The following is a 19,513-nucleotide window of genomic DNA, read 5'->3' on the forward strand; positions in this document are numbered from 1 at the left end:
GACCGTGCGTGTCCGTGGGACCTGTTTCAGTGAGCGGTTTCTACGAGATTTCCGGGGCGCGAGTGGCGTACGGGACTTCACATCCGCTTCTCAGAGCCTTCCCAGTCCCGGCTCATCCGGCCGGGGCAGCGTGGCAGGGGTGGCTACCTGTGCACTCACCCCCGTACGTCCCGTCTTCGTGGTCGGCTGCCCCCGCTCCGGCACCACCCTGCTCCAGCTGATGCTGCACGCCCATCCGAGGATCGCGCTGCCCCCGGAGACCCGCTTCGTGCTGCCCGCCTACGAGCAGCGGCTCAGCTTCGGTGATCTGTGCGAGCCGGACAACCGGGCCGGGCTCGCCCGCTGGATCAGCGGCCGCAAGGAGACCCGCTTCCACGAACTGGGCGTGGACCCGGAGGGCGTGGCCGAGCGGATCGTCGAGGGTCCGCCCACGCTCGGCTCCGCGCTCGGGATCGCCCTGGAGTCGTATGCGCGGCGGCACGGCAAGGTGCGCTGGGGCGACAAACGGCCCGCGTACGCCCTGCACGTCGAGGAGATCCTGCGGCTGTTCCCGGACGCGCAGTTCGTGCATCTGGTGCGCGACGGCCGTGACTGCGCCGCCTCGCTGCTGGGGATGCCCTGGTGGCACAGCGGCTTCCACGAGGCCGTCGCCACCTGGGCGCAGGTGATGGACGTGACACACGGTCATGCGCGTGCCCTGGGCCCGGACAGCTGGCACGAGGTGCGCTACGAGGACCTGCTGGCCGATCCGGAACCGCGCCTGAAGGCGCTCTGCGCCTTTCTGGGCGAGGAGTTCGATCCCGGGATGACCGAGCCGCACCGGCTCGCGGAGGCGGCCGTACCCGCCCGCAAGACCTGGCACAGCCGCACCCATGGCGCGCTGGACGTCTCACGGGCGGGCAGCTGGAGCACCCGGCTGACGCCCGATCAGATCCGGCTGTGCGAGGCAGTGCTGGGCGAGCGCCTCACCCGGCACGGCTACGGGCTCAGCGGCGCCGTCCGCCCCGACCCGGCCGAACTGGTGCACTACCGCAAGGTGTCGGCCCTGCGCCGCGCGGCCCGCGTCAAGCGGCGCACACTCGACCGCATGACCCGGCTGCGCGAAACAGGTCCGGTGGCGGCGGCCAGCACGTCCCCCGGCGTCATGGTGTGAGCGTTGTGTAGGTTCGCGCCCATGGGATACGTGTTCCTGGTCGCGGCCATCGCCGCCGAGGTGGCGGCGACGACCACGCTGAAGTACAGCGCCGGCCTCTCCAGACTCTGGCCGTCCCTGTTCACGGTGCTGGGCTACATCGTGTCGTTCGCCCTGCTGGCGCAGACCCTGAAGTCGGTGCCGGTGGGAACGGCGTACGCCATCTGGTCCGGGATCGGCACGGCGGCCATCGCGGTGCTCGGTCTCGTCCTGTTCGGAGAGGGCCTGGGCCCGATGAAGATCACCGGAATGGCGCTGATCATCGTCGGGGTGGTGGTCATCAACCTGGGCGGCGCCCGCTGACGCCGAGGCGCCGCGGCAACCCGGAAAGCGCGTCCGCCCGCGGGCCGCCGGGCCCGGACCGACGGGTGAGACACAGTTCGCAAGCCCGGCACCTCGCACGTTAGGTTTCACCTCATGACCGACACGACTGCTCCCCGCACCACCGGCGCCGTGGCCGCCGGCCTCGCCACGATCGCCGCCGACGGCACCGTTCTCGACACCTGGTTCCCGGCGCCGGAGCTCGTCGCCGAGCCCGGACCGTCCGGCACCGAGTCGCTGACCGCGGAGCGTGCCGTGGAACTGCTGGGCGAGGGCGCCGCGAAGGCGATCGGCCCGGACACCCGCCGTGACGTCGAGGTGATCGCGGTACGGACGGTCATCTCGTCCCTGGACGAGAAGCCGGTCGACGCGCACGACGTCTATCTGCGCCTCCACCTCCTCTCCCACCGCCTGGTGAAGCCGCACGGGCAGAACCTGGACGGCACGTTCGGCTTCCTCGCCAACGTGGCCTGGACCTCGCTCGGCCCGGTCGCCGTGGACGACATCGAGAAGGTCCGCCTGAACGCCCGCGCGGAGGGCCTGCACCTCCAGGTGACGTCGATCGACAAGTTCCCGCGCATGACGGACTACGTCGCCCCCAAGGGCGTGCGCATCGCCGACGCCGACCGGGTCCGGCTGGGCGCCCACCTGTCCGAGGGCACCACGGTCATGCACGAGGGCTTCGTCAACTTCAACGCCGGAACGCTCGGCACGTCCATGGTCGAGGGCCGTATCTCGTCGGGCGTCGTGGTCGGCAACGGCTCGGACATCGGCGGCGGCGCGTCCACGATGGGCACCCTGTCCGGCGGCGGCAACGTCATCATCTCCATCGGTGAGCGCTGCCTGATCGGCGCCGAGGCGGGCGTCGGCATCGCCCTGGGCGACGAGTGCGTGGTCGAGGCGGGCCTCTACGTCACCGCGGGCACCCGGGTCACCCTGCCCGACGGCCAGATCGTCAAGGCCCGCGAACTCTCCGGCGCCTCGAACATCCTCTTCCGCCGCAACTCGGTCAGCGGCACGGTGGAGGCCCGCCCGAACAACGCGGTCTGGGGCGGCCTGAACGAGATCCTGCACAGCCACAACTGACCGCCCACGGGCGGGCCCCGGCCTACCCGGCTGTGACCTCCGTGAGGTCTGTGAGGGCCGTGACGGACGCGTACGCCTCCATCAACCCGTCGGTCGCGCTCCGGTCGGCGGGGCGCAGGGGCGGCCGGACCGGGCCCGCGGGCAGGCCGAGGGCGTTGAGCAGGGCTTTCGCCGTGACCGTGCCGGGCAGACCGGACGCCGTCATGAGGTCGATCAGGTGGGTCAGCCGGCGCTGGTGGCGGGCCGCGCCGGAGGTGTCGCCCGCGTCGAACGTGTCGATCAGCGCGCGCAGCCGGTCCGGGACGACGTTCGCCACGGTGCTGACACAGCCCGCGGCGCCCAGCGCGTACAGCGCGAGCACCTGGTCGTCGCAGCCCGCGTAGTAGGCCAGATCCGTGCGCGCCATGACCTTCTGGACGCCGAGGAGGTCGTAGGAGCAGTCCTTGACCGCCACGATCCCGGGGTGAGCGGCCAGCCGGATCATCGTCTCCGGCTCGATACGGGTGCCCGTGCGGCCCGGGATGTCGTACAGCATGACGGGGAGGGCCGAGGCGTCGGCGACCTCGCGGAAATGGGCTTCGAGCGCGTCCTGCGGGGGCCTGCTGTAGTACGGCGTGACCACCAGGGCGCCGTCCGCGCCCGCCTTCTCCGCCCGGCGTGTGAGCTCGGCGGTGTGGCGGGTGTCGGCCGTGCCCACGCCCGACAGCAGGACCGCCCGGCCGCCGATCGCCTCTCTCACCGCGCTGATCAGCGCCGACTTCTCCTCGTCCGTCGTGGTCGGCGATTCTCCGGTCGTGCCGTTCAGCACCAGTCCGTCGCAACCTCCGGTGATCAGCCGGTCCGCGAGGCGCTGTGCGCCGTCGAGGTCCAGGGCGCCCGACTCCGAGAACGGGGTGATCATCGCGCAGAGGACGCGGCCGAAGGGGGGAGCGGGGGTGGGCGGGGACGTCGTCGTCATCATGGGATGCAGTCTCGGCGGACTCTCGCCGTAGTTCCACTTAAATCTTCTGCGGTGTTCAGGTAAGCATCGCTAATGTGAGCGTCTTCGCCGGGCTGGCAGGCCCTATGTCCAAAACGGGCGTTCATGGGTCACCATGGTCAGAACCGTCACCGGATGCACGGCTTGGGAGGCGTCATGAAGCTCGGGAAGGCACTGGCGACCGGGGTGGCCGAGGAGCGGCCCGTTGCCGACGAGGCCGATGAAGTCGAGGTCGTCGACGCGGGCGACGAGGTCGTGGAAGTCGAGGCAGAGGCCGGCGAAGAGGTCTCGGTCCGCTGATGTGGCGCCGGCTGCCCTCCGAGCGGCCGGTCGAGCCGCCCACCGGGTACAAGGTGGCCTTTCCCCTGCTGTTCCAGGACGGTGGCCGGGCCGGGTTCACCGGGGTGTCGCTCGGCGGCGCGCTGCCGTACAGGGTGGTCGCGGACGCGGCCTGTGTGTACGGGCGGCGGCACCGGGCGCCCTCGCGGTGGTGCGACTGCGGGTTCCACTGTGTGCACGACCGTGCCGTGGCCGAGGGGCTGCTCTGCACCGCTGAGCACCGTGCGGCGGTGCTGCTGGAGGTGTCCGTGCTCGGCGCCTACATCCGTTTCGAGCGCGGGTTCCGGTACGCCCGTCAGCGGGTGCGTACGGTGACCGTCGGGGCGTGTTCCTGCGGGCGGGCCGCCGCTGCTCTCGCCGATGCCGGGTGGGGGCGGCCCGGCTGGCGGGCGCTCGGGCCCGTCTGTGCGGGGTGCCTGCGCGGACGCTCCTCCGTCTCGCTCGCCTCGTTCGCCCGGCTCGCGGGGAATGGGGTGCGGGTCGTCGGCGGGCAGGCGGAGGAATCGGCCCCCGGAGAGGGGCTCGGAGTGACCGAGCTCGTCGCGGAGGCCGCGTTCCTCCAAGCCCGGCTGGACTGGTTCCAGAGCCAGTTGGGGCGGCTCAGCCAGTAGGGCGTGTGGACGGGCCGACCGGAGAGCCGGCCCGTCCACACGCCCCCGGGTGTCACGGGTGGAAGCGCAGGATCTGCGGGTCGTGGTCGCTGATCTGGTCGTTGAACTCCGAGTTGATGTGCACGGAGTCGTACGCGAAGTCGCAGCCCCGGCGGATCGCGGGGCTGATCAGAATCTGGTCCAGGACCTGCTGGTTCCCCTGGTAGTCGTAGGTGTAACGCTCGCTCCTCGGCAGCGACTTGATCGCCGACCACAGTTCGCCGTCACCCTCGAGGATCTTGGTGGTGTCGGAGAACTCGAAGTCGTTCATGTCGCCGAGCGCGATGACGTCCGCGTTCTTCTGGACGTCGAGGACGCTCTTCACGAAGGCGTTCACCAGGGTCGCCTGGGCGTGCCGCTGGGTCTCGGAACTGCGCGTCGGGGGCTGGTACTGCGAGGTCAGACCCTGGTCGCCACCCTTGGAGTTGAGGTGGTTGGCGATCACGAAGACCGTGCGGCCGCGGAAGACGAACTCGCCGACGAGCGGCTTGCGGCTGGACTTCCAGGCACTGTCCGCCGGGGCGATACGGCCGGGGGAGACGGTCAGGGCCGCCTTGCCGCGCTCCCGGGTGACCCCGACCGCCGTCGTGGAGTCGCCTCCCGCGCGGTCCGTGAACGACACCCGCTCCGGGTTGAACAGGAAGACCTGGCGGATGTTGCCGCCGGGCTCGCCTCCGTCCTGGTCGTTGACCGGGGCGATCGAACGCCACTCGTAGTGCGGGCCGCCCGCCGCCACGATCGCGTCGATCAGCTTGGTGACCGTCTGGCTCGCGTCGACCGTACCGTCGTCCGTGGCGCCGTTGTTGTCCTGGATCTCCTCCAGGGACACGATGTCGGGCGAGCGGAGGTTGTTCACGATCGCGGAGGCGTGCGCCGCGAAGGTGGTGTCGGACGGGTCGAGGTTCTCGACGTTGTACGTCGCCACCGCCAGCTCGCCGCGCGACTGCTTGTGGGTCGTCTCCCGCTGGAGACCCGCGCTCTCCAGGGTGCCGATCTGGTTCGCGACCAGCGTGTAGCCGCCGTACTGGTTGTAGTCCATCGGGCCGGTGGTGTCGCCGGTGAGGGTGTCGCCTACGTTCGCCTTCGGGAAGTCGGCCGTGGAGCCCAGCGACTGGATCTGGAGACGGCCGGTGTTCTGGGAGTCGTAGGAGCCGTAGACCGAGCCGCCGCGGCGGCTCTGGTGCTCCCACGGCTTCACCGTGACCCACAGCTCGCTGTACGGGTCGGTGGCGGTGACCACACGGGTGTCGCTGACCTGGACGTTCATGCCCTCCAGGGACTCGTAGTAGTCCAGGGCGTAATCGGACGGCGCCAGCGGCAGGGCGTTGACCGAGCCGCTCGCCGCGGCGTCACCTGCCGGGGTGTACTCCTCCGGCACCGAGTCCTCGTCCACGACGACCGGCGCCGGGACCGCGTTGCCGCTGGACAGCACGGTGATGGTCGGCTTGGTCAGCTCGGTCACCGACTGGTTGCCCGACGAGGCGCCGCCCGGCACGTACTCCGAGACCGTGCCGGTGACCGTCACGGAGTCGCCGACCGCGACCTTCGGGGCGGAACTGGTGAAGACGAACACGCCCTCGCTGGTGGCCGGGTTGTCGTCCGGGGTCGGGTCTTGGACCCAGAAGCCTCTGGACGAGCCGTAGGTGCGCACCCCCGTCACGATGCCGGGCACGTCCGCGACCTTCTGGCCTGCGTACGGGGATATCCGCGTGGTGCCCTGGATGTCATGGATGCGCACGGAGTCCGCGTGCGCGGGGGAGGTGAGGGCGACGGTGGACGCCGCGCTGCAGACGGCGGCGACGGTGAGCGCGGCGAGACGCGCGGAAGACTTGCTCGACAACGGTGATCCCTCCGAGGGCGTGCATGGGCGCCGGGACGACGGTGGAGCTGGAGCGCGTGGCACGGTGGTGCGGGTGACACGCGTAGACGCCGGAGGGGCGGGCGTCCATGGTTCCGGAACGCCGGAGCCCGGGCAGCGCAAGGCCCCGGAACTCCGGTGAACAGTTGTCCCCCCGACTTCTACGCGCGTCAATCTCCTGCCTGATCACGCCAGTTGTCAAGGTTTCGGCCGTGTACGGGGTCCGTCGGGGAAATGAACCGGGCGGCATGGACGAAAACCCGTCTAGGCTGAACCGGCAGAGCCGTACGACGCAGTCCGGGCCCGCGACCCCCGCCCCTTTAGGGCCTGTCGTCAGATTCCCGTCTGCCCGGCGGCGTCTGGCACGCACGCTCGCGGCGTTGCCGAAACGCCCACGTGGCTCCGCCACGAGGGCGCTCCGGCGCCTTGCGATCGCGCGCACCAGACGCCGCCGGGCCCGCCCTTCGGGCGGACGACGGGAATCTGACGACAGGCCCCAGGGCCGGTGGAGGCCCCCGTTTCCGGGCCGTCGTACGCGATACAGGTGGTCGTACGGTGTGCGTGTGGCCGTACGGCCGTCCAGGCGCCCGAGGAGAAACCGCCGATGTCAGACAGCTCCCCCATGCCGCCGGTGCGGCTGCACAGCGAAGCGGAGCTGGCGCGCGACGCGCTGTCCACGCCCTTGCTCTCCCGGGCCGCCCGTCTCGCCCGCTGGGCCGGGCCGGAGACCCGTGTCGAAGCGGGCGGCGACCTCGTAGAGGAGCAGCTCCCGGCGGCCGCCGAGGCACTCGGGCTGACCGGCGACGACGCCGAGGCCCTCGCCGACGAGGCGTGGGGGCTCGCCGTGGACTGCGGGCTCGTCGACATCGTGGACGAGGAGGCCGGGACCGTCGCGCCGGGTGCGGACCTCGCGCTGCTCACCGGGGGCACCCCGCACGACGTGCTCAGGGTGTGGCTGGGCGTCCTGGACACCGTGCTCGCCGATGCCTCCGTACCCGACCTGGACGGTCTGGCCGAGGCCGTCGCACAGGGCGGCGACGCCGAACTCCCGCCGGTCGACTGGGACCCGGACGCCGAGGCCGAGTTCCTCGACGACGTCCTCGGCAACCTGTATCTCCTCACGGCCGACGAGGAGGGCCCCGGCGGTCCCGTCCCGCTGCCCGCGCTGGCCGCCAGCGTGATCCTGCCGAGCGACATGGCGGAACCGAGCGACGACATGCTGGAGCAGGTCTCCGACGCGATGATGCGGCTCGACGACCAGTTCCGGCTGCTGGAGCCGGTGGGGCTCGTGGAGTACCAGCCGCTGGACGAGGCGCTGCTGGTGGACGTGGATGCGGACGCGGAAGGGGACACCGACGGGAGCACCGGGCGGGAGCAGGCCGAGGCCTCCGTCGACGACACCGATGTGTCCCGCTACGGCATGGTCGCTCTGACCGCGCTCGGCCGCTACGGGCTGCGGACGCGGCTGCTGGCGGCCGGGTTCGACGCGCCGGCCGTGGGCGACCTCGCGGACAAGGGCGCCGACGCGCTGCTCGACAGGACGTCCGTGTTCGGGCCGCGGGCCGCGCAGGCCGAGACCGAGCTGTGGCTGGACCGCCGCGAACCCCTCGCCGCCGCACGGGAGTTGCTCATCGCGGCCCGGGGTGCCGACGCCGGTGCGCCGCTGCGCAGATTGCGCTGTCAGCAGGCGCTCTCGCTGGTCGGCACCGGCGCGGAACCCGCCCTGCGGGACGTGCTCGACGACGCCGAACTCGGCGGTCTCGCCCGGGTGTGGCTGAGCGAGCACGGGCTGCCCGATGTGCCCGCGCCGTCCCAGGAGATGGTGTTCTGGCTGACCATCGACACCCTCGCCGCGCAACTGGACGCCGAGGGCAACTCGGAGGAGCTCCAGGCCCTCGTGGAGGGCCTCGCCGCCCAGCACACCGGCTTCTTCACGGTGGCCTGGCGCGTCGACCACCCGGCCACCGCGGACGTACTGGACGCGATGGGCCGCCTCCACCCCGACAAGAAGATCGCGAAGGAAGCCCGCAAGGCGGCGTTCAAGGCCCGGTCGCAGCGCTGGAACTGACGGTTGTGTCGCTGGTCTGCGGTTGTCGGCGCCGCGTGGCCCGCACAGCACGCCGACCGTCGACCGCACCGGCCTTTTGACTCCCGTGGTTCCGGCCAGACGCAGTCATGGAAGAAAGACCTGCGAAGTCGTCCCGAGTTCAGGCCCTGTTCAGCGGGAGGCGGCAGCCTGGCGCGCGCACCGTGTGCGCCACCCTCCGTCCGGCACGGCACGTCGACCGTCACAGGAGACAGCATGTCGCTCACCCGCAGGGACTTCGCCAGACAATCCGCGATCACGGGAGCCGGGATCGCGCTGGCGGGCAGCGTCGGCGCTCTCGCCACCGCTCCCCACGCCCTTGCGTCCACGGAGACCGACGCCGTGGGGGAGGAGACGGCCGCCGGGCACGGCGGGGTCGGCTACGGGCCGCTCGTCCCCGACCCCCACGGCGTCCTCGCGCTGCCCGCCGGGTTCTCGTACCGGATCATCACGTACAGCGGGCGGACCAAGCTGGAGTCGGGCGAGTTCACCCCGTCCAACCACGACGGCACCGCCACCTTCGACGGCCCGCGCGGCGCGACCCTCCTCGTCAACAACCACGAGCTGAAGGGCCCGCGCGCCAACTGGACGTACCCCGTCCCGCTCACCGAGGGGCTCGTCTACGACCCCGCCGCGTCCGGCGGCTGCACGGTCGTCGAGGTGCGCCGCGACCATGTCGCCGAGTGGGTGGGGATCGCCGGTACCTCCACCAACTGCGCGGGCGGCCACACTCCTTGGGACACCTGGCTCACCTGCGAGGAGACCGAGGACAAGGCCGGCCAGAACGGTATGACCAAGGACCACGGCTATGTCTTCGAGGTCGACCCCGAGGACCGCCGTGCCAACCGCGACCCGGGGCCCCTCAAGGCGCTGGGCCGTTACGCCCACGAGGCCGTCGTGGTCGACCCCGGGCGCGGGCACCTCTACCTCACCGAGGACGCCTCCGGCCCCAACGGCCTGCTCTACCGCTGGACTCCGCCGGAGGGCTTCCGGCACGGCCGCGGCAGGCTGCGCACCCTCGCCGACGACGCCGGTGTGCTTCAGGCGTTCAAGTGCTTCGACTCCGGCGGCCGGTTCGTCGACGACCTCTCCCGCGCCACGAAGACCGGCACGGTCTACGGCGTGGACTGGGTGACCGTGCCCGACCGCGACGCCCGCACCACCCCCGTCCGCAAGCAGTTCACCGACGGCCAGGTCACCCGCGCCCGCAAGCTGGAGGGCATGTGGTGGGGCGACGGCGGTGCCTACATCGTCTCGTCCTACGCCCGCTCCGAGAGCCCGGTCCAGCACGACGGCGCCGTCTGGTTCTACGAACCGGGGCGCCGCACCCTCACCCTGAAGGTGCTGCTGGGCGTGAACCCCGACCCGTCCGCCGACGGCGCCTTCGACGGCCCCGACAACATCACCGTCTCCCCGTACGGCGGCCTCGTCATCGCCGAGGACGGCGAGGGGATCCAGCATCTGTTCGGCGCCACCGACAGCGGCCGTACCTACCCGATCGCCCGCAACGACCTGAACATCGGCAGCGCCGAGGAGCCGGAGTACAGCGAGTTCACCGGCGTCACCTTCTCGCCCGACGGCCGGACGCTCTACGCCAACATCCAGGAGCCGGGGATCATGGTGGCGATCACCGGACCCTGGAAGCGCCACCGCCGGTAGACGCCGTTCAGCTGTTCAGCTGTTCAGCCGTACACACGGGGCGCCCTCGTCCAGGGGCGCCCCGTGTGCCGTACCGCCCGCCGTACGCCCCGCTACAGCGCCTGCGCCCCCGGCTTCACCATGCCGCGCACCGTGCGTGCCTTGACGAACTCGCCCATCGCCGTCATGTCCCACTCGCCGGAGAACTGCCGGACGAGCTTGGCCATCATCACGCCGGTCTGCGGTTCGGCGTTGGTGAGGTCGAAGCGGACCAGTTCCTGGTCGGTGGCGGCGTCGACCAGACGGCAGTACGCCTTGGCGACGTCGGTGAACTTCTGGCCGGAGAAGGAGTTCACGGTGAAGATCAGACCGGTGACCTCCTGCGGGAGTCTGCCGAGGTCGACCGTGATCGCCTCGTCGTCGCCCCCGCCCTCGCCGGTGAGGTTGTCGCCGGAGTGCCGGATCGCGCCGTGCAGGATGGTCAGCTTGCCGAAGTAGCAGCTGTCGATGTGGTTGCGCTGCGGGCCGTAGGCGACGACCGACGCGTCCAGGTCGATGTCCTTGCCGCGGAACGCGGGCTCCCAGCCGAGGCCCATCCGGACCTGGGAGAGCAGCGGACGGCCGGCCTTGACCAGGGACACCGTCTGGTTCTTCTGGAGGCTGACCCGGCCCTTGTCGAGGTTGATCTTCCCGGCGCCCGGTGCGGGCGGCGCAGGCGGTGCGGGCGGCATCGCGGGAGTACCCACGGCGCCCACCGGCGGAGCGGCGGGCTGCGGCGGGACGGGCTGAGCGGGGGCGGGCGCCGCTGCCGCCGCCGGTTCCTCCACCGTCACGCCGAAGTCCGTCGCGATCCCCGCGAGCCCGTTCGCATACCCCTGACCCACCGCGCGGGCCTTCCACTGACCGCCGCGCAGATAGATCTCCACGACCACCAGGGCCGTCTCCGAGCCGAGCTGCGGCGGGGTGAACGTGGCCAGCACACCGCTGCCGTCGGCCTCGCGGATCGTGGCCGTCGGCTCGATGCCCTGGAAGGTCTGGCCCGCCGCGTCCGGGCTGGCCGTGACGACCACCTTCTCGATGCCCGGCGGCAGGGCGGCCGTGTCGACGGTGATCGCGTCGGGCGACGCACCGCCGCCGGCCCGGTAGGTCACTCCCGGGCCGGACGGCTGGTTGTAGAAGATGAAGTCGTCGTCGGAGCGCACTTTGCCGTCGGCTGTGAGCAGCAGGCCCGACACATCGAGCCGCACCGGTGCCGCCACGTCCACCGTCACACGGGAGGCAGGGAGCGGGATGTTCGAGCCAGGGGTCATAGCGGTCATGTCCGGAGAACGACCGGACCCGCTTTACCGTTCCCTTAATCTTCCACGTTCACCGGACTGCCGTCTGGCTCAAAATCAGCCCCTCCGGCGTTTGAGGAGCGGGGGGACGGGGGCGGAGCCCCCGTGACGGGACGGGACGGGAAGGGGCGGCGGGGGCGAGAAACCGCTCGTCCCCGGGCGGCTCCACGGGCGGCTCCCGGCAGCCGTCAGTACGGCCAGATCGGTGGGTCGTCGACGAAGTGCCCGCCGAGACAAGCGTGCGCGACGTTGTCGGGATCCAGCTCGCCCTGATCCGCGATCAGTTTCGCGGCGTACGGCTCCGAGTCGTCCTCCGGCTCGTAGCCGAGTGCCCGCGCGCTCGACAGGTCCCACCACAGCCGGGTGTTGGCGGAGGAGCCGTAGACGACGGTGTGTCCGACCCGCTCGGCGGTGAGCGCCGCGTGGAAGAGCCGGGCGGCGTCGGCGGGGCTCATCCAGACCGACAGCATGCGCACACTGGTCGGCTCGGCGAAGCAGGAGCCGATGCGCACGGAGACGGTCTCCAGGCCGTGCCGGTCCCAGTAGAGCTGGGCGAGATCCTCGCCGAAGGACTTGGACAGGCCGTAGAAGGTGTCCGGGCGGCGGGGCGTGTCGACCGGGATCAGCGGGTCGTCGCCCCGGGGGCGCGGGGTGTAGCCGACGGCGTGGTTGGAGGAGGCGAAGACGATCCGCGGGACACCCTCCTCGCGCGCGGCCTCGTACAGGTGGTAGGTGCCCTCGATGTTGGCCTTGAGGATCTTCTCGAAGGGGGCCTCCAGGGAGATGCCGGCCAGATGGACGATCGCGTCGACGCCGCGCACGGCCTCGCGCACGGCGGCCCGGTCGGCGAGGTCCGCGGTGATCGCCTCCGCCTCGCCCTCGATCGGGCGCATGTCGAACAGGCGCAGGGTGTGTCCGTGGGCGGGCAGCAGGTCCCGCATCCGGGTGCCGAGGCCACCGGCGGCTCCGGTGAGCAGGACGGTGCGGGAGGCGGGCATCGTCGGGTCTCCTTGCGTCGGTGTGCTGCGGCTGCGGCGGATTGCTACGGGTGTTGCGGGCTGCGGCTGTGGCGGATTGCTACGGCTTTGCTCGGTCCCGCTCCGGCTTGCGTCGGGTCCGTGAACCATGGACGGACGGCGAACCGTGGAAAGAGCGGCTGCATCCCATGGTCGGCATTCACATGCATGGAAACGCGCGGACACGCTAAGAGGGGTGGTGCGGTGCGTCAAGGGCGCCGCCGTACGTGCCGCCACACCGGTGAAGGGGACGGTGGAAACCGCTCCTGTGCCGCGGTTTGCCTCCTTGACCGGCCCCAATGGCGGCATTTAGCGTGAGTCTGTTCAGAACCATGGACGTCGATCACAAGCGTGCACGACAGGGAGAGCCCGTGACGTCAGCCCCGCTCGCCGCCCGACTCCGTGTCCCCAGTGGCCCGCTGTTCTTCCCTGTCACCGCCTACGGCCCCGGTGGCGCCCTGGACCTCGACGCCTGCCGCGCCCATGTCCGCCGCGGGGTGGAGGCCGGGGCCGCCGCCGTGTTCGCCTGCTGCGGCACTGGCGAGTTCCACGCGCTCACCCCGGAGGAGTTCCAGGACTGCGTCCGCACGGCCGTCGAGGCCACCGAGGGGCGCGTCCCCGTCCTCACGGGCACCGGCTACGGCACCGCCCTCGCCGTCCGCTACGCCGCGCTCGCCGAGGAGGCCGGCGCCGACGGGCTGCTGGCGATGCCGCCGTACCTGGTGATCCCGGGCCAGCAGGGACTGCTGCGGCACTACCGCGAACTCGCTGCCTCGACCGCCCTGCCGCTGATCGTCTACCAGCGCGACAACGCCGTGCTCACCCCGCAGACCGTGGTCGAACTCGCCCGCACCGACGGGATCATCGGATTCAAGGACGGCCTGGGCGACCTCGACCTCATGCAGCGCATCGTCAGCGCCGTCCGCACCGAGGCCCCCGGTGACTTCCTCTACTTCAACGGCCTTCCCACCGCCGAGCAGACCCAGCTCGCCTATCGCGGCATCGGCGTCACCCTCTACTCGTCCGCCGTGTTCTGCTTCGCCCCCGAGATCGCCCTCGCCTTCCACCGGGCTCTGCAGGGCGACGACCTCGCCACCACGCACCGTCTGCTCGACGGCTTCTACCGGCCGTTCGTCGAACTGCGCTCCCAGGGCCGCGGGTACGCCGTGTCCCTCGTCAAGGCGGGCGTACGGCTGCGCGGCCTGGACGTCGGCGAGGTGCGGCCCCCGCTGCACGAGCCGTCCGAGGAACACGTCAAACAGCTCGCCCTGCTGATCGAACGCGGCTACGCCCTGCTGGCGGAGACCGCGTGAAGGCGTCCGCGTTCCTCTACCCCTGGGACGTCGTCGGCGACCCGCACGCCCCCGCACGGACCGCAGCGCTCGGCGTGTCGCAGGTGACGCTCGCCGCCGCCTACCACTCCACACGCGCGCTGACCCCCCGCCACCCCCACCGGCGAGTCGTCACCGCCGAGCACGCCGCCGTCCTCTACCCGCCGGGCGCCCACTGGGCCGACCGCGCATTACGCCCGTACCCGGCGGGGGACTGGGCACCCGGCGACGCCTACGGCGAGGCCGCCGCGGCCCTGGCGGACGCCGGTCTCGACGTACACAGCTGGGTCGTCGTCGCCCACAACTCCCGCCTGGGCGCCGAGCACCCGGACACCTCCGTCGTCAACGCCTACGGCGACCGCTATCCGTGGGCGCCCTGCACCGCGCAGCCCGCCACGCGCGCGTACCTCGTCGACCTGGCCGCCGAGGCCGCCGTACGCCCCGGAGCGCGCGGCACCGAACTGGAGTCCCTCGGCTGGTACGGCCTGGCCCATCTGCACGCCCGCGACAAGACCGCCGGGGTCGGACTCGGCGACGCCGGGCAGTACCTGATGTCGCTCTGCTTCTGTGCCGCCTGCCGTACGGGCTACGACGACCAGGGCCTGGACCCCGACGCACTGGCCGCCGCCGTACGCGACGCCCTGGAGCCGGTGTGGTGCGGCGCGCCCTCCGACGGCGGCTGGGCCGGGGGTCGGCAAGCTGCTCGGCGAGGCACGGGCGACGGCCACGCGCGCTTGGCGCGACGACACCGCCCGCACCCTCCAGGAGGCCGCCGTACGGGCGGTCCGTGCGGCAGCCCCCGACGGCTTCCGGATCCTGCTGCACGCCGACCCGGAGTCCTGGCACTGCGGCGCCGACGCGGGCGTGGACCCCGGGCACATCCTGTCCGTCGCGGACGGCGTGGTGGTGCCCTGCGCCGGCGGGGCCGGCCTGCTGACGCCGTTCGCCGGGCACGCGCGTGAGGACACCGTCCTGGCTGCCAACCTCACCGTCGTCTCCGGCATGGGCGGCCGCCCCGGCACCCTGGCGGCGGACGCGGCACGCGCACGCGCGCTGGGCGCGACGGAACTGCGCCTCTATCACGCAGGGCTGGCGTCGGACGGGGACCTGGAGGCGGTGCGGGAGGGGCTGCGGGGCTGCTGAGGGGTGCCGCTGGGTCGGAGGGCCGGGGCGGTGCGAGTCGCGTCGGCTGGGCGGCAGGAGCCGGTCGCCGATGATTTCGCGGCGCCCGCGGAGTCCACCCTCGGTACCGCTGGAGCCCGACGGACCCGACGGAGGAGCCACGCATGTCCGACACGACCACCACCACCGACCCCACCCCCGCCTTCGACCTCGGCCCGCAGGCCGCCGTCATCGCCCGTCTCGCCGCTGCCGTCGATGACGAGCGGCTGACGGGCACCACCCCGTGTCCCGGCTGCGCCGTGCACAACATGCTCGGCCATCTCAAGGGGCTCTCCGCCGCCTTCCGTGACGCCGCACGCAAGGATCTCGGCGCCCTGACCGACAGCGCCCCCGACGCCACCGCCTCGGAGATCGGCCCCGGCTGGCGGACGGAGCTGCCCAAGGTGCTAGACGAACTCGCCGAGGCCTGGCGCGACCCGGCCGCCTGGACCGGTATGACCCGCGCGGGAGGGATCGACCTGCCGGGCGCGGTCGCCGCCGCGGTGGCGGCCGACGAGCTGGTGATCCACGGCTGGGACCTGGCCCGTGCCACCGGCCAGGCCTACGAGCCCGATCCGGCCGTCCTGGAGGTGTCGTACGGCTTCCTGCTCGCGGCGGTCGACGAGCCCACCCGCGGCAGTATTTTCGGCCCGGTCGTGCCCGTCCCGTCCGACGCGCCGCTGCTGGACCGGGCGGTCGGCCTGAGCGGGCGGGACCCCGGCTGGCGGCCGTGAATCCGGCCTCCTTGTGTCAGAAGCATTGACGGGACGCGGAGCCGCTTCTACCTTCATCGCTCATACGTCGTACTTCGTACGTCATATATGAGACGCGATACACGAGACCCGCCACACACGAGACCCGCCGTACACGAGAAGCCAGGACGCGACACACCGCACCACCTGAGATCCCCGCCGCAAGATCCGAGAGGCGCGCATGACCTCTGTGCCCATGCCGATCCCGTCCCGTACGCAGTTCGTGCTGGACGCGATCAAACACCGCATCCTCACCGGGCAGCTGACGCCCGGTCAGGCGCTCGTCGAGACCGAGCTGGCCGCGCAGTTCGGGGTGTCGAAGACCCCGGTGCGCGAGGCGCTCAAGACCCTGGCCGGGACCGGTCTCGTCGTGATGAGCCAGTACAAGGGCGTCACGGTGCGCATGGTGGACGCGGACATGGCGCGCGAGGTCTACGACGTACGGCTGCTACTGGAACCCGAGGCGCTGCGCCGGACCGTGCGGCGGGGCGCCTCCCTGGACGCCGCCGAGGGCGCGCTCACCCGCGCCGACCGGGCCGCCGACACCGCCGAACGCTCCCTGGCGAACCGGGAGTTCCACCGGGCGCTCTATCTGCCCTGCGGCAACCCGCTGCTGGGCCGGATGCTCGACGAGGTCCGCGACCAGGCCGCCCTGGTCTCCGCCGTCGCCTGGGCCGCCGACCCCTCCTGGGAGCAGGAGGCCGACGAGCACCGGGAGATCCTGCGGCTCGCCCTGGACGGCGACGCGGAGGGCGCGGCGGGCGCGCTGCACGCGCACATCGCGTCGTTCGTACGGCGGGCCTTCCCCCAGGCGGGGGAGGACGGTGTGCCGCCGGGGGCCGGCACACCATCGGCGAACCGCGCACTGCCGGCGAACCGCACACCGTCAGGGACCCAGACACCGGAAGGACGGGGACGGGAATGAGCAGCGTGGCGATGGAGACCCTCCGGGCGGCCCTGGCCGGTGTGGTGGCGATCCCGGTGACCCCGTTCGCCGCCGACGGCACCGTCGACCAGGCGGCGCACCGGCTGCTGCTGCGCCGTCTGGTGGACGGCGGGATCACCACCCTCACGCCCAACGGCAACACCGGCGAGTTCTACACCCTCACGCCCGAGGAGCGGCGCCTGGTGACCGAGGCGACCGCCGACGAGGTCGGTGACCGGGCCGTGCTCCTCGCCGGGGTCGGCCACGACGTGTCCACCGCCGTGGCCTCCGCGCGGCACGCCCGTGACCTCGGGATCGGCATGGTCATGGTCCACCAGCCCGTCCACCCCTATGTCTCCCGGCAGGGCTGGGTCGACTACCACCGTGCCGTCGCCGAGGCCGTCCCCGAACTGGGCGTCGTCCCGTACATCCGCACCGACCGGCTGCCCGGCGCCCGGCTCGCCGAACTCGCCGACGCCTGCCCGAACGTGATCGGCGTCAAGTACGCGGTCCCGGACGCCGCGCGCTTCGCCGGGTTCGCCCGGGACGCGGGGCTGGAGCGATTCGTCTGGGTGGCCGGGCTCGCCGAGCCCTACGCCCCCTCGTACTTCTCGGCGGGTGCCACCGGCTTCACCTCGGGGCTGGTGAATGTCGCCCCGGCCGTCTCGCTGAACATGATCGAAGCGCTTCGGTCCGGCGACTATCCGGCCGCCATGAAGGTCTGGGAGCAGATCCGCCGCTTCGAGGAGCTGCGCGCGGCGAACGGCTCCGCCGACAACGTCACGGTCGTCAAGGAGGCCCTCGCCTCGCTCGGCCTGTGCCGCAGAGACGTACGCCCGCCGAGCAGCGAGCTGTCAGGGCCGGTGCGCGCGGAGGTCGCCGCGATCGCCGCGGGGTGGTCGCTGTGAAGCGGCCCGAGGAGCAGGGCAGCCATCACAAGCGCCCCGAGGAGCTGCGCAGCCATCAGTGGTACGGCACGGACGGGCTGCGGTCCTTCAGCCATCGCGCGCGCACCCGCCAGCTCGGCTATCTGCCCGAGGAGCACCTGGGCAAGCCGGTCATCGCGATCCTGAACACCTGGTCCGACATCAATCCCTGTCATGTGCACCTAAGAGAACGTGCCCAGGCCGTCAAGCGGGGTGTGTGGCAGGCGGGCGGCTTCCCGCTGGAGTTCCCCGTCGCCACGCTCAGCGAGACCTTCCAGAAGCCCACCCCCATGCTCTACCGCAACCTCCTCGCCATGGAGACCGAGGAACTGCTGCGGTCCTATCCGGTCGACGGCGTCGTCCTGATGGGCGGCTGCGACAAGTCCACGCCGGCGCTGCTGATGGGCGCCGCCTCGGTCGACCTGCCGGCCGTGTTCGTGCCCGCGGGGCCGATGCTGCCGGGCCGCTGGCGCAGCGAGGTGCTGGGCTCGGGCACCGACATGTGGAAGTACTGGGACGACAAGCGCGCCGGGCTGATCGGCGACTGCGAGATGGCCGAGCTGGAGAGCGGCCTGGCGCGCTCCCCGGGCCACTGCATGACCATGGGCACCGCCTCCACGCTGACGGCGGTGGCCGAGGTGCTGGGTGTGACCGTGCCGGGCGCGTCGAGCATTCCGGCGGTGGACTCGGGACACGACAGGATGGCCGCGTCGTCGGGCATGAGGATCGTTGAACAGGTCCACAAGGGGCGCAGCCTCACTACGATCCTCACCCGCGAGGCCTTCGAGGACGCCGTGACCACCGTCCTCGGCCTCGGCGGCTCCACCAACGCCGTCATCCATCTGATCGCCATGGCGGGCCGCGCGGGCGTGCGCCTCACCCTGGACGACTTCGACCGCATCGCGCGCACGGTCCCTGTCCTCGCCGACGTCCGTCCGGGCGGCAGCAGATACCTGATGGAGGACTTCCACTTCGCCGGCGGTCTGCCCGGCTTCCTCTCCCGGGTCCCGGACCTGCTCCATCTGGACCGGCCCACCGTGTCGTACGACACCCTGCGCGAGCAGCTCGCGGGCGCGCGCGTGCACGACGACGACGTCATCCGCCCCCGCGACAACCCGGTCGCCGCCGAGGGCGGGGTCGCCGTGCTGCGCGGCAACCTCTGCCCGGACGGCGCCGTCATCAAGCACATCGCCGCCGAGCCCCATCTGCTGCGCCACACCGGCCCCGCGGTCGTCTTCGACGACTACCGCACCATGCAGCGGACCATCGACGACCCCACCCTCGGCATCACCGCCGACAGCGTCCTCGTGCTGCGCAACGCGGGCCCCAAGGGCGGCCCCGGGATGCCCGAGTACGGCATGCTGCCGATCCCCGGCCATCTGCTCAAGCAGGGCGTGCGGGACATGGTGCGGATCTCCGACGCCCGGATGAGCGGCACCAGTTACGGCGCCTGTGTGCTGCACGTGGCGCCCGAGTCGTACGTCGGAGGGCCGCTCGCGCTGGTGCGCACCGGCGATCTCGTCACCCTCGACGTCGACGCGCGCGTCCTCCGGCTGGAGGTGCCGGACGAGGAACTGGCGCGCCGCCGGGCGCAGTGGACACCGCCGCCCGCCCCCTACCGGCGCGGCTACGGCGCGCTCTACCTCGACCAGATCTCCCAGGCGGACACGGGCTGCGACTTCGAGTTCCTTTCCCGCCCCGGCACGTCGCAGGACCCCTACGCGGGCTGATCCACCCCCGGCTCAGTCGGACGGCTCGCTGCCCGCGACCACCTTCCTGACCACCGGCTCCACCACCATCGGCGCCACCATGAACTGACGGTCCATCCGGTGAACAGCGGGGGGAATTCCGCCGAATCCGCTGGATCCGGCACAGAATCCGGTATCGATCGGGTAAAGGGCCTCGCGGAATGCGTG

16 protein-coding genes and 1 pseudogene are annotated in these 19,513 nt (G+C 71.9%); 13 read left to right on the forward strand and 4 right to left on the reverse strand.

Annotation, left to right across the window (positions count from 1 at the left end):
* Positions 1 to 139: 139 nt before the first annotated feature.
* The 3 genes from ACSYGN_RS31610 (at position 140) to dapD (ending at position 2,599) form a co-directional block, all read left to right on the forward strand.
* Entirely contained in the window at positions 140 to 1,153 is a 1,014-nt protein-coding gene (locus ACSYGN_RS31610; RefSeq protein WP_460401664.1) for a sulfotransferase family protein, read from the forward strand.
* Between the two features lie 21 nt (positions 1,154 to 1,174).
* The gene (locus ACSYGN_RS31615; protein WP_460401666.1) at positions 1,175 to 1,495 is read left to right on the forward strand and encodes a DMT family transporter; all 321 of its coding nucleotides are present in this window, start codon (positions 1,175 to 1,177) and stop codon (positions 1,493 to 1,495) included.
* Between the two features lie 114 nt (positions 1,496 to 1,609).
* Positions 1,610 to 2,599: a 2,3,4,5-tetrahydropyridine-2,6-dicarboxylate N-succinyltransferase gene (gene dapD, locus ACSYGN_RS31620; protein WP_460401668.1), complete on the forward strand. Its 990-nt coding sequence runs from the start codon at positions 1,610 to 1,612 to the stop codon at positions 2,597 to 2,599.
* Between the two features lie 22 nt (positions 2,600 to 2,621).
* Here the strand turns inward: dapD and dapA are convergent, their stop codons facing one another.
* Positions 2,622 to 3,557, reverse strand: a complete 936-nt coding sequence (gene dapA / locus ACSYGN_RS31625; protein ID WP_460403855.1) for a 4-hydroxy-tetrahydrodipicolinate synthase — start codon at positions 3,555 to 3,557, stop codon at positions 2,622 to 2,624.
* Between the two features lie 177 nt (positions 3,558 to 3,734).
* On the opposite strand from dapA, the gene ACSYGN_RS31630 reads away from it, so the two are divergent.
* Entirely contained in the window at positions 3,735 to 3,878 is a 144-nt protein-coding gene (locus ACSYGN_RS31630) for a hypothetical protein (protein ID WP_460401670.1), read from the forward strand.
* Positions 3,878 to 4,528 carry a hypothetical protein gene (locus ACSYGN_RS31635; RefSeq protein ID WP_460401672.1) on the forward strand — a complete coding sequence of 217 codons (651 nt, stop codon included), beginning with the start codon at positions 3,878 to 3,880 and terminating at the stop codon, positions 4,526 to 4,528. Before ACSYGN_RS31630 ends, ACSYGN_RS31635 begins: the two co-directional genes overlap by 1 nt.
* A 52-nt stretch (positions 4,529 to 4,580) precedes the next feature.
* Here ACSYGN_RS31635 and ACSYGN_RS31640 read toward each other — a convergent pair whose 3' ends face one another.
* Complete coding sequence (locus ACSYGN_RS31640; protein WP_460401674.1) at positions 4,581 to 6,407, reverse strand: endonuclease/exonuclease/phosphatase family protein; 1,827 nt, start codon at positions 6,405 to 6,407, stop codon at positions 4,581 to 4,583.
* Between the two features lie 622 nt (positions 6,408 to 7,029).
* On the opposite strand from ACSYGN_RS31640, the gene ACSYGN_RS31645 reads away from it, so the two are divergent.
* Both ACSYGN_RS31645 and ACSYGN_RS31650 read left to right on the forward strand, forming a co-directional pair.
* Positions 7,030 to 8,493, forward strand: a complete 1,464-nt coding sequence (locus tag ACSYGN_RS31645) for a hypothetical protein (RefSeq protein ID WP_460401676.1) — start codon at positions 7,030 to 7,032, stop codon at positions 8,491 to 8,493.
* A 234-nt stretch (positions 8,494 to 8,727) separates the two neighbouring features.
* On the forward strand, positions 8,728 to 10,170 hold the full coding sequence (locus ACSYGN_RS31650; protein ID WP_460401678.1) for an alkaline phosphatase PhoX: 1,443 nt from the start codon (positions 8,728 to 8,730) through the stop codon (positions 10,168 to 10,170).
* A gap of 92 nt (positions 10,171 to 10,262) precedes the next feature.
* Here ACSYGN_RS31650 and ACSYGN_RS31655 read toward each other — a convergent pair whose 3' ends face one another.
* Together ACSYGN_RS31655 and ACSYGN_RS31660 are read right to left on the reverse strand one after the other, a co-directional pair.
* On the reverse strand, positions 10,263 to 11,459 hold the full coding sequence (locus ACSYGN_RS31655; RefSeq protein WP_460403857.1) for a TerD family protein: 1,197 nt from the start codon (positions 11,457 to 11,459) through the stop codon (positions 10,263 to 10,265).
* Between the two features lie 215 nt (positions 11,460 to 11,674).
* A complete protein-coding gene (locus ACSYGN_RS31660; protein ID WP_460401680.1) occupies positions 11,675 to 12,484 on the reverse strand; it encodes an NAD-dependent epimerase/dehydratase family protein in 810 nt (269 codons plus the stop codon).
* 389 nt (positions 12,485 to 12,873) lie between these two features.
* Between ACSYGN_RS31660 and ACSYGN_RS31665 the strand changes: the two genes are divergently transcribed.
* The 6 genes and pseudogenes from ACSYGN_RS31665 to araD all read left to right on the forward strand — a co-directional run bounded on the left by ACSYGN_RS31665 (position 12,874) and on the right by araD (position 19,327).
* Positions 12,874 to 13,815 carry a 5-dehydro-4-deoxyglucarate dehydratase gene (locus ACSYGN_RS31665; protein WP_460401682.1) on the forward strand — a complete coding sequence of 314 codons (942 nt, stop codon included), beginning with the start codon at positions 12,874 to 12,876 and terminating at the stop codon, positions 13,813 to 13,815.
* Positions 13,812 to 14,976 (forward strand): annotated as a pseudogene (locus ACSYGN_RS31670) (hypothetical protein). Before ACSYGN_RS31665 ends, ACSYGN_RS31670 begins: the two are co-directional and overlap by 4 nt.
* Before the next feature lie 143 nt (positions 14,977 to 15,119).
* Complete coding sequence (locus ACSYGN_RS31675) at positions 15,120 to 15,728, forward strand: TIGR03086 family metal-binding protein (protein ID WP_460401684.1); 609 nt, start codon at positions 15,120 to 15,122, stop codon at positions 15,726 to 15,728.
* A gap of 199 nt (positions 15,729 to 15,927) precedes the next feature.
* On the forward strand, positions 15,928 to 16,671 hold the full coding sequence (locus ACSYGN_RS31680) for a GntR family transcriptional regulator (protein WP_460401686.1): 744 nt from the start codon (positions 15,928 to 15,930) through the stop codon (positions 16,669 to 16,671).
* On the forward strand, positions 16,668 to 17,579 hold the full coding sequence (locus ACSYGN_RS31685) for a dihydrodipicolinate synthase family protein (protein WP_460401688.1): 912 nt from the start codon (positions 16,668 to 16,670) through the stop codon (positions 17,577 to 17,579). Before ACSYGN_RS31680 ends, ACSYGN_RS31685 begins: the two co-directional genes overlap by 4 nt.
* Positions 17,576 to 19,327: an L-arabinonate dehydratase gene (gene araD / locus ACSYGN_RS31690; RefSeq protein ID WP_460401690.1), complete on the forward strand. Its 1,752-nt coding sequence runs from the start codon at positions 17,576 to 17,578 to the stop codon at positions 19,325 to 19,327. Before ACSYGN_RS31685 ends, araD begins: the two co-directional genes overlap by 4 nt.
* Positions 19,328 to 19,513: the final 186 nt, after the last annotated feature.

Source organism: Streptomyces sp. YIM S03343 (assembly GCF_054729195.1).

Coding starts and splice junctions, on each gene's coding strand:
- ACSYGN_RS31615 (WP_460401666.1), top strand. CDS start 1,175: ATGGGATACGTGTTCCTGGTCGCGGCCATCGCCGCCGAGGTGGCGGCG.
- dapD (WP_460401668.1), top strand. CDS start 1,610: ATGACCGACACGACTGCTCCCCGCACCACCGGCGCCGTGGCCGCCGGC.
- dapA (WP_460403855.1), bottom strand. CDS start 3,557: ATGACGACGACGTCCCCGCCCACCCCCGCTCCCCCCTTCGGCCGCGTC.
- ACSYGN_RS31630 (WP_460401670.1), top strand. CDS start 3,735: ATGAAGCTCGGGAAGGCACTGGCGACCGGGGTGGCCGAGGAGCGGCCC.
- ACSYGN_RS31635 (WP_460401672.1), top strand. CDS start 3,878: ATGTGGCGCCGGCTGCCCTCCGAGCGGCCGGTCGAGCCGCCCACCGGG.
- ACSYGN_RS31645 (WP_460401676.1), top strand. CDS start 7,030: ATGTCAGACAGCTCCCCCATGCCGCCGGTGCGGCTGCACAGCGAAGCG.
- ACSYGN_RS31650 (WP_460401678.1), top strand. CDS start 8,728: ATGTCGCTCACCCGCAGGGACTTCGCCAGACAATCCGCGATCACGGGA.
- ACSYGN_RS31655 (WP_460403857.1), bottom strand. CDS start 11,459: ATGACCCCTGGCTCGAACATCCCGCTCCCTGCCTCCCGTGTGACGGTG.
- ACSYGN_RS31660 (WP_460401680.1), bottom strand. CDS start 12,484: ATGCCCGCCTCCCGCACCGTCCTGCTCACCGGAGCCGCCGGTGGCCTC.
- ACSYGN_RS31675 (WP_460401684.1), top strand. CDS start 15,120: ATGTCCGACACGACCACCACCACCGACCCCACCCCCGCCTTCGACCTC.
- ACSYGN_RS31680 (WP_460401686.1), top strand. CDS start 15,928: ATGACCTCTGTGCCCATGCCGATCCCGTCCCGTACGCAGTTCGTGCTG.
- ACSYGN_RS31685 (WP_460401688.1), top strand. CDS start 16,668: ATGAGCAGCGTGGCGATGGAGACCCTCCGGGCGGCCCTGGCCGGTGTG.